We start from the raw sequence: 13668 nt of genomic DNA, 5'->3' as shown, positions 1-13668 counted from the left end.
GTGAATTTGAGAAGCGCGCTTGGCACTTAGGTTCCTTGATGTGATGCAAGCCTGATGTAGCGCACCGTGCAGGCGAGAGTCAGTGCCTGGTTTTTCGAAGTGGTGCAATGCTGACAGTGCGGCCCGTGGTTTTGCACGCATTGATAATGTTGTCCACCCAGGCACGGTCTATCAGAAAGGTGCTGCCAGCGATTTGTTCTTTGGACTCGACCACGTCCGTGGCCAGATTGATCGATTTGGCCAGCGCTTCAGACCGCCCCCGCAATGCCGCATCGTCTCCGGGCCCAATGCTTCCAGCGCTATCTAAAATTTCCCCGCCTTCGTGCCAAATCATCCACAGGCTGGCAGTGTCCCCCTCCACGTCGCTGCGGGGAGGTTGCTTGACGAAGCAAAAGCGGTTGGTTCGCTGCGCATACCGGCTGTGGTGTACCTCGTCCTTGGTCCGCAGGTAGGCTCGTAGCGTTGCGGGATTGCTGATCTCCGCCGTCGAAGGCCGTAAAAAAACGTTCGCTGAGCGGTGCGTGTCACCCGCTGACCTGGCCACGGCAGCTTGATCGCCTTGGGCTGACACTTCTGCCAGGCTGCTGGCTGCAAAGCAAACTGCAGTCAGCCATATTCTCGTGCGCGCGTTCTTCATTGAGTCCCTAAGAGCATCGGTTGGGGCTTGGAGCGCAAGGGATTATCCGGGCGGTGGTGTAACCCAACGCGCGGGTTGCAATGTCTTACTCCACCGTTGTGATGCCAGGGCGCCATGCCCAGACATGCGGACACGGAGCGTGCCAGGGTCAGTCTTTCTCCCCCCGCGCCGCATACGCCAGCCCCACGCGCCGGTACAGCCGCCGCCAGCCGAACACATACACCACGACCACGATGGCCGTCACGGCCAGTGCGGCGCTGGCGGGCGTGGCAAAGAGGAAGCGCCAAGCCCAGTACGCGTCGGCAAAGCCCATGAGTGCAAAGGTGAGCAGCCCCATCCACGGCCCTTCGGCGCGCCAGGCGGCCACCGACACGAAGGCGTGGCCGACCAGTGCGGCCAGGCCCAGCAGCAGGTTGGTCACCAGCGCCAGCACCGCGCGCTGCTCGAACCAGCCGGCCAGGCCGCGCAGCGTAGGCGGTTCGCTGGATCGGGCGGTCACGGCGGCCTGCACCATGAACGCGGCCACCATGCCCTTGTGCTGCAGGCGGCGTGCGGCGGTGTCCTGGCCCTTGAGGGCGGACTCGACGAGGCGGCGGCTCAGCCAGTGGCCGGCTCCGCTGGAGCGGGGGCTCTCGTCCTCATCCTCATCCCTGTCGCGCGGCAGGCGTGCGGCGGCTTCCTGGGCGTCGCTGCGCAGGGGTTCGGGCACATGCTCCAGGGCGCTGTGGCTGTCGCGCAGCGCATGGGCGCAGACCGCCACGGTGCGCAGCGCGGGCGGCACCTCGGCCAGGCGCCAGCCGCTGTCCTGCACATGCGCAATGCAGGCGTCCTCGCTCAGCATGTCGACAGGAATCTGGTCGAACGCTTTCACGCCCTGCCGCAGGGCTGCCGCGTACCGCGCGGGCGTCATCAGGCGCTTGGGCACGAAGCGCACCGTGTCTTCGTCGGCCGCCAGGGCGGCATCGACCATGGCGTGGGTGATGCGTTCGCGCGGCACGTCGGCCAGCGTGCGCGGGTGCGAGGCCAGCTGTGCGATCAGCGTGGCGTCGTCGGCCGCGTGGGCCTGGGCTTGGGCCAGGGACTGCAGCCAGCGAGTGTCCTCATCGCTGTCCCACTGCGCGCTGTAGGGCGACTGCAGCGACAGCACGGTCGAGGCTTCCAGGGCCGCCTCCTGCGTGCGGCCCAGTGCGCGCAAGGCGCTGGCCAGGATGTAGTGCGCATGCTCTGCGTGGCGCACGCGGCCTTGGCCCATTCGGGCGTCGGCCACCGCGCCTTCGTGGTCGCCGGCCCACAGCCGCGCCCAGGCGCGCTGCACGTGCCAGTGGCTGCCTTCGCGCGGCTCGCCATCCTGGCGCGCCTGCGCGAGGTCGTCGTCGATCAGCCGCGTGGTCACCGCCTCGCGCAGCGCATCGGGCACTGCGGGGAACATGTCCCAGCGGTCCTGCAGCGCGGCCACGCACACCTCGGTGGTGCGCAGCGCCGCAGGGATCTTGTCCAGCGACAGGCCGTTGGCGCGCGCCGAGGCCAGGCACAGCGCGGGCGTGAGCATGTCGGCGGGAATGTGCTCGATCAGGCAGCCGTAGTCGTGCCGCACGGCGCGCTCGGCGAGTGCGGGCGTGATCTTGCGCGGGTCGATGTAGCTGATGTTGTAGATGTCGGCCTGCAGCGCGGCCTGCTCCACCGCATCGGTGCGCAGCCAGTGCGCCAGGTCCTTGAGCGGCGCCTGGGCGCGCACGGCCTTGAGCGCCAGCTCGGGCGTGAGCAGGCAGCCCCACACGTCGCACAGGCTGTTGTGGTCCCAGGCGGTGGGGATGCGGCTGTTGCGCTCGTCGCGCCAGTCCCACTCGGGCTGGCCGGCATACAGGCTGCGGGCCAGGGCCAGCGCTTCGGCGGTCATGCATTCGGGCGGGATGTCCGCCGCCTCGCGCAGGCCGCGGCGCACCAGGGCTGCGAGCCGCGCGGGCGTCTGCCAGGCGGGGGGCACGGACTCCAGCGCCGCGACGTTCGCGGCCAGCGCGGCGTCCACCAGGGCGTCGTCCAGCCATTCAGCCGGCACGTGGGCGATGGCGTAGCGGTCGTCCTGCACGGCGCGCAGCCAGTCGCCGCGGGTCTGGGGCAGCGGCGTGCCGGGCTCGTCATCGTGCGGCTGGCTGTGCGGTAGCGCCGGGCCATCGCTGGCCGGGCTTTTACGCACGTCGCTCTGGGCGGGCAGCGCGGCCGGCGTGGCGGGGGCTGCCGTGCGGGTGCGCTGCGCCAGCTGCAGCGCATCGATGCTGGGCGCGGCCATGAGCCACAGCTCCCACCACACATCGCCGTCGCCCGAGTCCGAGTGCTTGTACAGCGTGAGCCATTGTTCGCGCGCTTCGTGCAGCGTGCCGCTGTCGCCCGGCAGCGGCTTGGCCAGCGCCACGGGCCAGGCCTGGGTGTACTCGCCCCGGCGGTGCCACGGGGCGGCGTGCTCCGGGTTGGGGTCCGCGGCGCCCAGGCGCTCGGTCAGCTGCTGCACCATGGCCACGCGGGCTTCGTCGACCGCGCGGTTGAGGTCGGTGCACAGGAATTCGTACGGCCCGTTGTGCGACTCGCTCAGGTAGGCGCGCATCACGCGGCGCACGACCACCGTCCGGTCGGCCTGCACCTGGCAGGGCTCCTGGTCTTCGTCGGAATCACCGTCGTCGCCATCGCCGTCCTCACCGTCCACGGGCCCGTCGGGCGCGAGTTCATCGCCCGCGGCCAGTCGGTGCAGCCGCGCCTCCGCGTCGGCCAGCAGGTCCAGTGCCAGGGGCACGATGCCGTCCAGCGTTTCCAGGTTTTCGAGGTGGTCGGTCAGCGGCGCGTTGAAGAACGGGCCCGGGGGCCAGCAGTTCTCGCGCACGCCGCTGCGCCACAGCGGTGTGCCGGCTGCATCGAGCAGCGCCACCTGCTGCCCGTCGTAGTGGGCGCGCCAGGTGATGGCCCCTTCGCCGTCGATGAAGGCCAGCTGCCCGTCGCGCGTGAGAAAAGGTACCAGCGGCGTGTCCGGCGGGTGCGCCACCATCCAGCCGTCGCCATCGGTCAGCGGCTCCAGCAGGTGCTCGGGCGCGGGCACGAAGCGGCCCTCGGGGTGCAGCAGGCCCCAGTGCGCCGGGGCGGTGGCACCGCTGCGGGCGGCGGCGGTGCGTGCCACGGCGTAGCAGCTCTCGGTCGAAAAATCCGTGCCGTAGCTCAGCGGCGGGGTGGGCAGCGGCGTGCCGTCCGCCATGAGGAAGCTCGTGCCGTCGTAGCTGTTGGCGGCCACGCCGCACGCCATGCGCGGCGAGAGGTGGCGCCCGCCCTTGACCACCACCTTGCCGCGTTCATTGAGGTAGCCGTGGCCGTTGTCCCAGGCGTTGGGTTCGTCGAAGAAGGCCAGGCCCTCGGCGTTGAAGGCGTCGATGCGCGGGTAGCGCGGCTGCAGTACCCAGTGGCCCTTGGCGTCGATGAGGCCGTAGAGGTCTCCGTCCAGCGTGGCCGCGGTCGTGGCCGACTCGCCGAAGGGCCGCGCGTCGCGAAATCGCGGCTCGATCACCCAGCGGCCCGTGCCGTCCACGAAGCCGTGGGTGCGTTCGTTGCGGGACTTCTTCCACAGCGTGGCGCGCGCCAAGCCGTTGGCACCGAAAGCGCCCAGCTCATGAAAGACCTCGTCGCAGGTGGTGCGGCCGGTGCGGTTGATGATGCGCCAGGCATCTTGCCCTACCTGCACCGCGCTCAGGCCGTGGCGAAACGGCTGGGCATTGTCGAAGGCGGGCGGGATGACCACCGCGCCGGTCAGGTCGATGAAGCCCCAGCGCCCGCCATCGCAAAAGCGCGCCAGGCCGTCTTCGGAAAAGCTGCGGGCGTTGTGCAGCGTGGGCGGCACGCGCCAGCGGCCCTCCCCGTCGATGTAGCCCCACAGCCCGTGGGCGGCCCGTGCCGCGCCGATCCATCCTCCGCGGCCGTCGGCCCAGAAACGCAGCACCTCGGCCAGGCCCTCGGGCGGCACCACCGCCCGGCCCGGGTGGACGATGAGCACTGCCAGGGTCTGGTGGCTGGGTTCCAGCGGAATGCTGGCCAGCCACGGGGGTGTCGGTTCGGTGTCGTTGTTGTTGCTGTCGCTGGTCATTGTTGGTGGGGGTCCCTCGCGGGGCATCCTAACGATGCATCCGGGTGCGGCCGGTAACCATTTGCACGGCTTGGCAGATACGCCACAGCAGCCCCTTGCGCAGGGGCGCGCAGAGTTTTTTTCTACGTAGAAACCCGCAATCTGCCGACAGCGTGTCGATCTGGCGCAGGTTCGTTCGTCGTGCAGATGAAGGCCAGCGATTCGCCGCGGCCCGCACCCCGAACCCTTGCCAGGAGAACCCCATGCGATTCATGATCATCGTGAAAGCCACCGCCGAGTCCGAGCGCGGCGACATGCCCACCGAACCCCTGATGGCCGCCATGGCCCGCTACCACGAGGAGCTGGCGCAGGCCGGCGTGCTGCTCGATGGCAGCGGCCTCAAACCCAGCGCGCAGGGCTGGCGCGTGCACTACGGTGCCGCCGGTGCACGGACCGTCACCGACGGCCCGTTCACCGAGACCAAGGAGCTCATCGCCGGGTACACGCTGATCCAGGTGCGCAACCGCGACGAGGCGCTGGAATGGACGCGCCGCTTCCCCAACCCCCGCGGCGAGGGCCTGGCGGCCGAGATCGAGGTGCGCCCCCTGTACGAGATGGAGGACTTCGCCGCCGTGCAGGGCGTGGAGCACTTTCGCGAACTCGAAGCCCGCGGCTGACACGACCCGCCAGCCCTGGAGCCATCACCATGATCAAGACCATCGCCCTCGTGCTGCTCGCCGCCCTGGCGCTGCTGCTGGCCTACGCTGCCACCCGCCCCGACACCTTCCGCGTGGAACGCAGCCGTGTGATCACCGCCCCGCCCGAGCGCGTGTACGGGTTGATCCACGACCTGCGCCAGTTCAATACCTGGAACCCGTACGAACGCAAAGACCCCGCCATCAAGGGCGAGTACAGCGCCACCACGGCCGGCCCCGGCGCGCGCTACGCCTGGCAGGGCGACAAGGTGGGTACCGGCAGCATGGAGATCGTGGAAGCCACGGCGCCCCGCCGCGTGGGCATGAAGCTCGACTTCGTCAAACCCTTCGAAGCCCACAACCAGGTCGAGTTCACGCTGCAGCCCGAAGGCGCGGGCGCCACCCGCGTCACGTGGGCCATGCAGGGCCCCGTGCCCTACCTCGCCAAGATCGCGCACCTGGTCTTCAACATGGACCGCATGGTGGGGCAGGACTTCGAGGACGGCCTGGCCAATCTGCAGGCCGTGGCGCTGGGCAAACCCGCAGCGTGAAACCCGCCACCCCTTTGCCAAAGCTTTCGTTTCCCTTTACCTTCACACCCCTTCAGGAGCCTCTCATGCACCAACAAATCTTCGTGAACCTGCCCATCGAGAACATGGCCCGCTCGCAGGCGTTTTTTCGCGCCCTGGGCTATGAGTTCAACCCCGACTTCACCAACGAACAGGGTGCCTGCCTGGTGGTGGGCGAGAATCTTTTTGTGATGCTGCTGGTCAAGGACTTCTACCAGACCTTCACCAGCAAGGCGATCGCCGATGCGCGCACCACGTCGGAAGTGCTGCTGTGCTTCTCGTGCGATAGCCGCGAAGAGGTCGACGCCCTGGTGGCCAAGGCTGTGGCGGCCGGCGGCACCTCGCCCCGCCCGGGGCAGGACCTGGGCTTCATGTACTCGCGCAGTTTTGACGACCTCGATGGCCACAGCTGGGAATTCGTGCACATGGTGGATGCCAGCAAGGCGCTGGGCTGAGCGTTCACCGAGGCCACCGATGCACGACCCCCGCAGTCCCGATGCCGATGCCCTGCACCGCACCATCGATGCCGTCTGGCGCATCGAGGCCGCCCGCATCATCGCCAGCGTGGCGCGCATGACGCGCGACGTGGGGCGGGCCGAAGAGCTGGCGCAGGACGCGCTGGTGGCCGCGCTGGAGCACTGGCCCGCCACCGGCCTGCCGGCCAACCCTGCAGCATGGCTCATGACCACGGCCAAGCGCCGTGCCATCGACCACCTGCGCCAGCAGGCCCTGCACGCGCGCGAGCACGAGGCGCTGGGCAAGGACCTGGAGGCGCTCGAAGCCCAGTACGCGCCCGACGTGGTGGACACACTGGTGGCCGCGCAGCAGGACGATATCGGCGACGACCTGCTGCGCCTCATCTTCACCGCCTGCCACCCGGTGCTGCCCACCGAGGCGCGCGTGGCGCTCACGCTGCGGCTGCTGGGCGGCCTGACCACGGCCGAGATCGCGCGGGCGTTTCTGGTGCCCGAGCCCACGGTGGCGCAGCGCATCGTGCGGGCCAAGCGCAGCCTGTCGGCCGCCCACGTGCCCTTCGAGGTGCCCGGCGAGGCCGAGCGCGCGCCGCGCCTGGCGTCGGTGCTGGAAGTCATCTACCTGGTCTTCAACGAAGGCTATGCCGCCACGGCGGGCGACGACTGGATGCGCCCCGCGCTGTGCGGTGAGGCCCAGCGCCTGGTGCGCGTGCTGGCCAGCCTGGTGCCCGACGAGCCCGAGGTGCATGGCCTGGTGGCGCTGCTGGAGATCCAGGCCTCGCGCCTGCCCGCACGCACCGATGGCGAGGGCAAGCCCGTGCTGCTCATGGACCAGGACCGCGCGCGGTGGGACCAGTTGCTGGTGCGCCGGGGCCTGGCCGCCCTGGACAAGGCCGAACAGCTGGCGCGCGCAGGCCATGCCTGGGGCCCCTACGCCCTGCAGGGCGCCATCGCTGCCTGCCATGCGCGCGCACGGCGCGCCGAGGACACCGACTGGGCCCACATCGTGGCGCTGTACGACGCGCTGGTGCAGGTGGCGCCCTCGCCCGTCGTGGCGCTGAACCGCGCCGTGGCCGTGGGCATGGCCGAAGGCCCGGCGGCCGCGCTGCGCCTGGTGGACGAGATCGCGGCCGACCCTGTGCTGGCCCAGTACCACTGGCTGCCCAGCGTGCGCGGCGACCTGCTGGCCAAGCTGGGCCGCGTGGCCGAGGCGCGCGCCGAGTTCGAGCGTGCGGCGGGCCTCACGCGCAACGCGCAGGAAAAGGCCCTGCTGCTGGCGCGCGCGGGCGGCTGACAGGCGTCGCGCTGCATGCGTCCATCCCAACCCCGCCCGTACGCACCTCGAACCCACCACGCAGGCGCTCAGCGGCGGTGGTGTCAGCGTGTGCGTTGACCGCGTGATTTTGTGGCGCGTTTTCGCCAGAATGGGGCCATCCCGGGCCACCCCATCATCGCTGCGCCATGACACACCCTGACACTGCGTCGTTCCCCCTGGAAGGCGGCTGCGCCTGCCGCCATGTCCGCTACCGCATGCTCACCGCACCGCTGTTCGTGCACTGCTGCCACTGCCGCTGGTGCCAGCGCGAGAGCGGCGCGTCGTTTGCATTGAACGCCATGATCGAGTCCGACCGCATGGCGCTGCAGGTGGGCGCGGTCGATCTGGTGGACACACCGTCGGACAGCGGCTTCGGCCAGAAGATCGCGCGCTGCCCGCACTGCCGCGTGGCGGTGTGGAGCCACTACTCCGGCGCGGGCCCGCTGGTGGCCTTTGTGCGCGTGGGCACGCTGGACGCGCCGGACCTGTTGCCGCCCGACATCCACATCTACACCCAGTCCAAACAGCCCTGGGTGGTGCTGCCGCCCGGCACTCCCGCCGTGCCTGAGTACTACGAGCGCGACACCCACTGGCCGCCCGACAGCCTGGCACGCCGCCAGGTGCTGCTGCCGAGGATCACGGCGTACCGGGAGGCGCTGGGGCTGGATTGAGGGGGCCTGGGGTTTCGCACACAGAACGTGTCACGCGGGACTTGTCTTCACGCTCTCTTCCCTTGCGGGAGAGGGAACAAGGCAGGGGCGCGTGCAGATGGCATGCGCCAGCCCCCGGCTCCTCACCGCCGCTTCTGTCGTTTCTTCTTCGTACGGGTGTGATGCCCCGTGGACGGCTTGGGCGCCAACCCCAGCGCCCCACGTGCCAGTGCATCGGCCTGACCGTTGCGATGGCGTGGAATCCACTGCACGCTCACATCGCCGCAGGCCTGCATCATCGCGCGCACTTCATCGAACAAGCCGGCCAGCCTGGCGATGGGAGGCACCCGCGGACTCCCGGCGGGGCGGGTGGTGCCCAGTTGCTCCACCAGCACGCTGTTGTCGCTGTAGGCCATCACGGCGCTGCCGGCAGCGCCACCCTGGCTTTGCAGCCAGCGCAGCGCCAGGGCCAGCGCCCGCAGCTCGGCCTCGTTGTTGCAGCCGGTGAAGGTGGTGGCCTCGGACAGCTGCTGCGCCACCGTGCCATCGGGCGCACACACCACGGCACCCAGGCCCATGCGCCCCGGGTTGGGCACCGCACTGCCGTCGCAATGGATCACCCAGGGTGCGGCGTTGTCGTCAGGCATGGAAAAAAAAGACGCGCGGCAGATCCCGGCGCGGCGCAGCCGCGCGGGCCCCGTGTCACTTGTAGAAAGCCTCGACCTTGCCTTTGAGCTTGATCATCAGCGGGTGGCCCTTGCGGTCCACCGTCTTGCCCGCAGGCACCTTCACCCAGCCCTCGCTGACGCAGTATTCCTCCACATCGGTGCGGTCCTTGCCGTTGAAGCGGATGCCGATGTCATGCTGGAACACCGCAGCCACGTGGTGCGGGCTGCGCGGGTCCACGCTCAGGTGGTCGGGGAGTGCGGGACGGCCGGTGGCGGTCGTGGCGGCTGGCGTGGTGTCGGTCATGCGGTGGTCTGGTTGCAAAGCAAAAGCGCGTATTTTCTTTGATTCGCTGGCGGGCCTGCGAGATGCCACATACCGTCGAGGGCATGGCGATACAATTGTGAATAATTCTCATTCGTTACAACACGGGCCCCATGCCAGCCGCCGAGCCTGCCCTGCAGCAGGAATTGCACGCTCTGTACAGCAAGCACCATGGCTGGCTGTTCGGGTGGTTGCGTGCGCGCATGGGCTGCGCGCACAACGCGGCCGACGTTGCGCAGGACACCTTCGTGCGCATCATTGCCTCGCGCGATGCTTTGACGGGCATGCGCGAGCCGCGCGCTTATCTCACCACCACCGCCAAGCGCTTGCTCGTAGACCGTGCTCGCCGCCAGCAGGTCGAGCAGGCCTACCTGGCCGAGCTGGCGCACGCCGCGGGTGCCGCAACCGGCCACCACTCCCCGGAAGACACGCTGATGGCGGTGCAGGCGCTGGTGCAGATCAGCACGGCGTTGCAAGGAACACCTGCCAAGGCGCGAGAAGCTTTTGTTCTGCATTACCTCGACGGTGAGAGCCATGCCAGTGTGGCGGCACGCCTGGGTGTGTCCGATCGCATGGTGCGCAAGTATCTGGTGCAGGTTCTGCTGCAGTGCCGTGCCAACGGTGCCCCGGTCTGATCGCGGGCATATCCATGCGCACCCCTATCCCTGATCCTGTCGCTCAGGAGGAGATGGCCCGCCAGGCTGCCGAGTGGATCGTTCAGCTCACGGCCGATGGTGCAGACGAGCGGGATCGGGCCCGGCGCGGTTTTGAGGCCTGGAAGGCCACGGACCCCCGGCATGCGGCCGCCGCGGCCGAGATGGAATCCCTGCTGGGCCAGGTCCAGTCTATGCGTGAACGTGCCGGTGGTTTCCCCCAGACCACCCAGGCTGCCAAGGCCGCCTTGCGCGCCGGCTTGGCACGCCCGCGCAGCGGTGCGCGGCGTGTTGGTGTGGCCATGGCCTGCGCGCTCGCCGTGTCGGCCTGGTGCGCGCTGCAGGCCTGGCCTGCTGGCTATCTGCTGGCGGGCCTGCGAACATCCACGGGACAGTGGCAGTCCCACATCCTGGCCGACGGCAGCCACCTCACCCTCGGCAGCGCCAGTGCCGTGAATGTCCGCTATGGCGCGGACGGCCGCACCGTGGAGTTGGTGCAGGGCGAGATCCTTGTGGACGTGGCCCGCGACGGCCAGGCGCTTGCAGGTCCGCGCCCCTTCGATGTGGAGACGCCCGAGGGCCGCATCCGCGCGCTGGGCACCCGTTTCGCTGTGCGGCGCATGGATATGGCCGAAGGACCGGTCACCGAACTCACCATGCTGGAGTCCACCGTCGCAGTGCAGCAGGCTGATGGCCACCCAGCCGGCGGCGAGGGTACCCGCGTGCATGCTGGCGAACGCGTGCGCATCACCCGCCACGGCGTCGGCGCAGTGCAGCCCGTCGATGTACGCAGCGCCGCGCAGGCCTGGGCCGCGCACCAACTGGTGGCCAACGACCGGCCGCTGTCCGAGGTGCTGGACGAGCTGGCCCGCCACCGTCCCGGTCACCTCCGCTATGACCGCAGTGCCATCGAGGGCATCCGCGTTTCGGCCGTGCTGCCACTGGACGACACCGACCAGGCTTTGCAACTGCTGCTCACCAGCTTCCCGCAGCTGCGCGTGCGCACCCTCACTCCCTGGCTGGTTCTGGTAGACGTCCAGTCCTGATTTTTTTGGATTTTTGGGAGTTTCCGGTTCCGCTGTGGCGTTCTCGTGCGTCATGCAGTGAACAACGTCACCCCAGGAATCCCTTCTATGCTCTTCACCCTCCCCGCACGCCCGGTTCTGAGAGCCCGGCTCGCCCCTTTGGCGCTGCAGATGGCCCTGGCCGGGCTGGCGGCGGCCGCGTTGCCCGTACAGGCGCAACCTGCCGCCCAGGCAGCGCGGTCTTACGACATTCCCGCCGGCCCCCTGGCGGAGGCGCTCAACCGATTTGCCCAGCAGGCGGGCGTGGCGATCGCGGTGGACGCGGCACGTGTGCAGGGCCTTCGCACCCCGGGCCTGCAGGGCAGCTACGGTGTGGAGGACGGATTCTCCGAATTGCTGCGAGGCAGTGGCCACGCCATCGGCCGTACGCCGGCGGGCTATGTGCTGGTGGCCGCACCGCAAAAAGCCGGAGTACAAGACTCTCTGCCTGTCGATGCGGGAAAGACGCTTCCCCAGGTGCGCGTCACCGCCGCCGCCGAGGTAGAGACGGCCACCAGCCCGCTGCGCGGCTACACGGCCACCCGTAGCGCCACCGCCACCCGCACGGACACCCCGCTGATCGAGACGCCGCAATCGATCTCGGTCGTGGGCAGCCAGCAGATGCAGATCCAGCACGCGCAGACGCTGCAGGACGCCCTGGGCTACACCGCCGGCATCGCCTCCGGGGCTGCGGCGATCAACCCCAGCCAGGGTGATTCGTTCTTCCTGCGCGGTTTCCAGGCCGACATGCAGTTCGGCAGCTTCTACCGCGACGGCATGCGCTACATGGCCAACATCTACAACGGCAAGCAGGAACCCTATGGCCTGGAGCGTGTGGAGTTTCTCAAAGGCCCATCGTCCATCCTCTACGGCGCCGCGGCACCGGGCGGAGTGGTCAACACCGTGACCAAGCGGCCCCAGCGCGAGGCCTACCGCGAAGTGAATCTCGAAGTGGGAAGCCACCAGCGCCGCCAGGTGTCGGCCGACCTCACGGGCCCCATCGGCGCCGAAGGCGTGTGGTCCTACCGCCTCACGGCCCTGGCACGCAAGAGCGACACCTTCATCGACTTCGGCCGGGACGACCGCATCTATGTGGCGCCAGCGCTCACCTGGCGCCCGTCGGCGGCCACAGCGGTCACGCTGCTGGCCAGCCACCAGAAGTCGCGGCAGAGCGATGCCGGCACCTTGCCCATCATCGGTACGTTGCAAGACCACCCGCTTGGCGAGATTCCCCGCAGCCGCTACCTTGGTGAGCCGGGCTACAACCGTTTCGACACCACTATCAGCACCCTGGGCTACGTCGTCGAGCACGCGCTATCGGACACCCTGCAACTGAGCCACGCATTGCGCCGTTTTCAGTCCAGCCTGGACTCGAACTACTTCCTGAGCGGAGGCTGGGTGGCCGGGCCGACTCGCCAGAGGCTCGCCCGCCAGTCGCGCATGCACGACGATCACACGGCGGTGTTCACCACCGACACCCACCTGCAGTACCGCCTGGGCAGTGGCGCCGTGCAGCACGCGCTGCTCGGCGGCGTGGACTATGCCCGCTCCGAATACGACACCGTGCGCGAGCGCGGCACGCTGGCGCCCATCGACGTCTTCGCTCCCGTTTATGGCGCGCCCTTCACCACCAGCACCTGGCGGCATCTGAAGGACAACCGGCGCCAGTTCGGCGTCTACCTGCAGGACCAGATCAAGATCGACGGCCGCTGGGTGCTGCTGGTGGGCGGGCGCCACGACCGCTTCCGCAACGACGATGTCTTCAACGGCGCAGGCCAGACGCAGAAGAACACCGCTACCACCGGTCGCGCGGGTCTGGTCTACCTGACCGATAGCGGGCTCGCGCCTTACCTGAGCATCAGCCAATCGTTCAACCCTACGGGCGGCACCGACCGATCGGGTAAGTCCTTCGCACCCGACAAGGGCCTGCAGTACGAAGCCGGCGTTCGCTACCAGCCCGAAGGACGCGATACATCCGTGTCGGCTGCCGTTTACCAGCTCAAGCGCAAGAACGTGCTCACGCCCGATCCGGTAGAGCCGGGCTTTTCCGTACAGACCGGCGAAGTGGTGTCGCGCGGCCTGGAAATCGAAGCGCACACCCGCCTCGGTCAGGCCGTGCAGCTGATGGCCGCCTACACCTACACCGACGCGCGCGTGGCCCGCAGCAATGTGCCCGGCGAGGCCGGTGGGCGGTTCTTTGCGTCGCCCTACCATGTGGCCTCGCTGTGGGCGGACTACCGGCTGGGCAACTGGGGGCTGCCCGGTTGGACACTGGGTGCGGGCGTGCGCTACGTGTCCGCCAAGCCTGGCAGCGCGGCCAGTGCCAGCACCGGCGTGCCAGGCTACACCTTGGCGGATCTGCGGCTAGGCTATGAACAGGGTCCGTGGCACTACGCAGTCAACGTGAGCAACCTGGCTGACAAGCGCTACATACCTTCGGTCTGCTACAACGGTGTCACCGGCTGCGACTACGGCGCGCCGCGTTCGGTGGCCGCCAGCGTCGCTTACCGCTGGTAGCAAAGAGTG

General features: G+C 69.0%; 12 protein-coding genes. 8 read left to right on the top strand and 4 right to left on the bottom strand.

Annotation, left to right across the window (positions count from 1 at the left end):
- Positions 1-79 precede the first annotated feature (79 nt).
- On the bottom strand, positions 80-637 hold the full coding sequence (locus ASF16_RS26295; protein WP_156372149.1) for a hypothetical protein: 558 nt from the start codon (positions 635-637) through the stop codon (positions 80-82).
- Between the two features lie 148 nt (positions 638-785).
- Entirely contained in the window at positions 786-4754 is a 3969-nt protein-coding gene (locus ASF16_RS20460) for a WG repeat-containing protein (RefSeq protein WP_056171579.1), read from the bottom strand.
- Positions 4755-4996: 242 nt separating this feature from the next.
- On the opposite strand from ASF16_RS20460, the gene ASF16_RS20455 reads away from it, so the two are divergent.
- The 5 genes from ASF16_RS20455 to ASF16_RS20435 all read left to right on the top strand — a co-directional run bounded on the left by ASF16_RS20455 (position 4997) and on the right by ASF16_RS20435 (position 8456).
- The gene (locus ASF16_RS20455; RefSeq protein ID WP_056171577.1) at positions 4997-5410 is read left to right on the top strand and encodes a YciI family protein; all 414 of its coding nucleotides are present in this window, start codon (positions 4997-4999) and stop codon (positions 5408-5410) included.
- A gap of 29 nt (positions 5411-5439) precedes the next feature.
- Entirely contained in the window at positions 5440-5979 is a 540-nt protein-coding gene (locus ASF16_RS20450; RefSeq protein WP_056171575.1) for an SRPBCC family protein, read from the top strand.
- A 65-nt stretch (positions 5980-6044) separates the two neighbouring features.
- Positions 6045-6452: a VOC family protein gene (locus ASF16_RS20445; RefSeq protein WP_056171573.1), complete on the top strand. Its 408-nt coding sequence runs from the start codon at positions 6045-6047 to the stop codon at positions 6450-6452.
- 19 nt (positions 6453-6471) lie between these two features.
- Entirely contained in the window at positions 6472-7764 is a 1293-nt protein-coding gene (locus ASF16_RS20440; protein ID WP_056171571.1) for an RNA polymerase sigma factor, read from the top strand.
- Between the two features lie 167 nt (positions 7765-7931).
- Positions 7932-8456 (top strand): GFA family protein, encoded by a 525-nt coding sequence (locus tag ASF16_RS20435; protein WP_056171569.1) that lies wholly within the window; start codon positions 7932-7934, stop codon positions 8454-8456.
- A 122-nt stretch (positions 8457-8578) separates the two neighbouring features.
- Here ASF16_RS20435 and ASF16_RS20430 read toward each other — a convergent pair whose 3' ends face one another.
- Together ASF16_RS20430 and ASF16_RS20425 are read right to left on the bottom strand one after the other, a co-directional pair.
- Complete coding sequence (locus ASF16_RS20430; RefSeq protein ID WP_056171568.1) at positions 8579-9082, bottom strand: reverse transcriptase-like protein; 504 nt, start codon at positions 9080-9082, stop codon at positions 8579-8581.
- 55 nt (positions 9083-9137) lie between these two features.
- Positions 9138-9407, bottom strand: a complete 270-nt coding sequence (locus tag ASF16_RS20425; protein WP_056171566.1) for a DUF3297 family protein — start codon at positions 9405-9407, stop codon at positions 9138-9140.
- A gap of 131 nt (positions 9408-9538) precedes the next feature.
- Between ASF16_RS20425 and ASF16_RS20420 the strand changes: the two genes are divergently transcribed.
- From ASF16_RS20420 to ASF16_RS20410, 3 genes are all read left to right on the top strand, one after another.
- Complete coding sequence (locus ASF16_RS20420) at positions 9539-10060, top strand: sigma-70 family RNA polymerase sigma factor (protein WP_056171565.1); 522 nt, start codon at positions 9539-9541, stop codon at positions 10058-10060.
- A gap of 14 nt (positions 10061-10074) precedes the next feature.
- On the top strand, positions 10075-11124 hold the full coding sequence (locus tag ASF16_RS20415) for a FecR domain-containing protein (RefSeq protein WP_056171563.1): 1050 nt from the start codon (positions 10075-10077) through the stop codon (positions 11122-11124).
- Positions 11125-11211: 87 nt separating this feature from the next.
- Positions 11212-13659, top strand: coding sequence for a TonB-dependent siderophore receptor (locus ASF16_RS20410; protein WP_082517062.1), 2448 nt, complete (start codon positions 11212-11214; stop codon positions 13657-13659).
- Positions 13660-13668: the final 9 nt, after the last annotated feature.

Source organism: Acidovorax sp. Leaf78 (genome assembly GCF_001422735.1).
Classification (GTDB): Bacteria; Pseudomonadota; Gammaproteobacteria; order Burkholderiales; family Burkholderiaceae_C; genus Acidovorax.
Note: the sequence above shows the minus strand (reverse complement) of the source record. Positions and strands in the feature narration are given on the sequence as shown.

Excerpts from the sequence above, each read along its gene's own strand:
- ASF16_RS20415 (WP_056171563.1), top strand. The coding sequence starts at position 10,075 with ATGCGCACCCCTATCCCTGATCCTGTCGCTCAGGAGGAGATGGCCCGC.
- ASF16_RS20410 (WP_082517062.1), top strand. The coding sequence starts at position 11,212 with ATGCTCTTCACCCTCCCCGCACGCCCGGTTCTGAGAGCCCGGCTCGCC.
- ASF16_RS20425 (WP_056171566.1), bottom strand. The coding sequence starts at position 9,407 with ATGACCGACACCACGCCAGCCGCCACGACCGCCACCGGCCGTCCCGCA.
- ASF16_RS20445 (WP_056171573.1), top strand. The coding sequence starts at position 6,045 with ATGCACCAACAAATCTTCGTGAACCTGCCCATCGAGAACATGGCCCGC.
- ASF16_RS20420 (WP_056171565.1), top strand. The coding sequence starts at position 9,539 with ATGCCAGCCGCCGAGCCTGCCCTGCAGCAGGAATTGCACGCTCTGTAC.
- ASF16_RS20440 (WP_056171571.1), top strand. The coding sequence starts at position 6,472 with ATGCACGACCCCCGCAGTCCCGATGCCGATGCCCTGCACCGCACCATC.
- ASF16_RS20430 (WP_056171568.1), bottom strand. The coding sequence starts at position 9,082 with ATGCCTGACGACAACGCCGCACCCTGGGTGATCCATTGCGACGGCAGT.
- ASF16_RS26295 (WP_156372149.1), bottom strand. The coding sequence starts at position 637 with ATGAAGAACGCGCGCACGAGAATATGGCTGACTGCAGTTTGCTTTGCA.
- ASF16_RS20435 (WP_056171569.1), top strand. The coding sequence starts at position 7,932 with ATGACACACCCTGACACTGCGTCGTTCCCCCTGGAAGGCGGCTGCGCC.
- ASF16_RS20450 (WP_056171575.1), top strand. The coding sequence starts at position 5,440 with ATGATCAAGACCATCGCCCTCGTGCTGCTCGCCGCCCTGGCGCTGCTG.
- ASF16_RS20455 (WP_056171577.1), top strand. The coding sequence starts at position 4,997 with ATGCGATTCATGATCATCGTGAAAGCCACCGCCGAGTCCGAGCGCGGC.
- ASF16_RS20460 (WP_056171579.1), bottom strand. The coding sequence starts at position 4,754 with ATGACCAGCGACAGCAACAACAACGACACCGAACCGACACCCCCGTGG.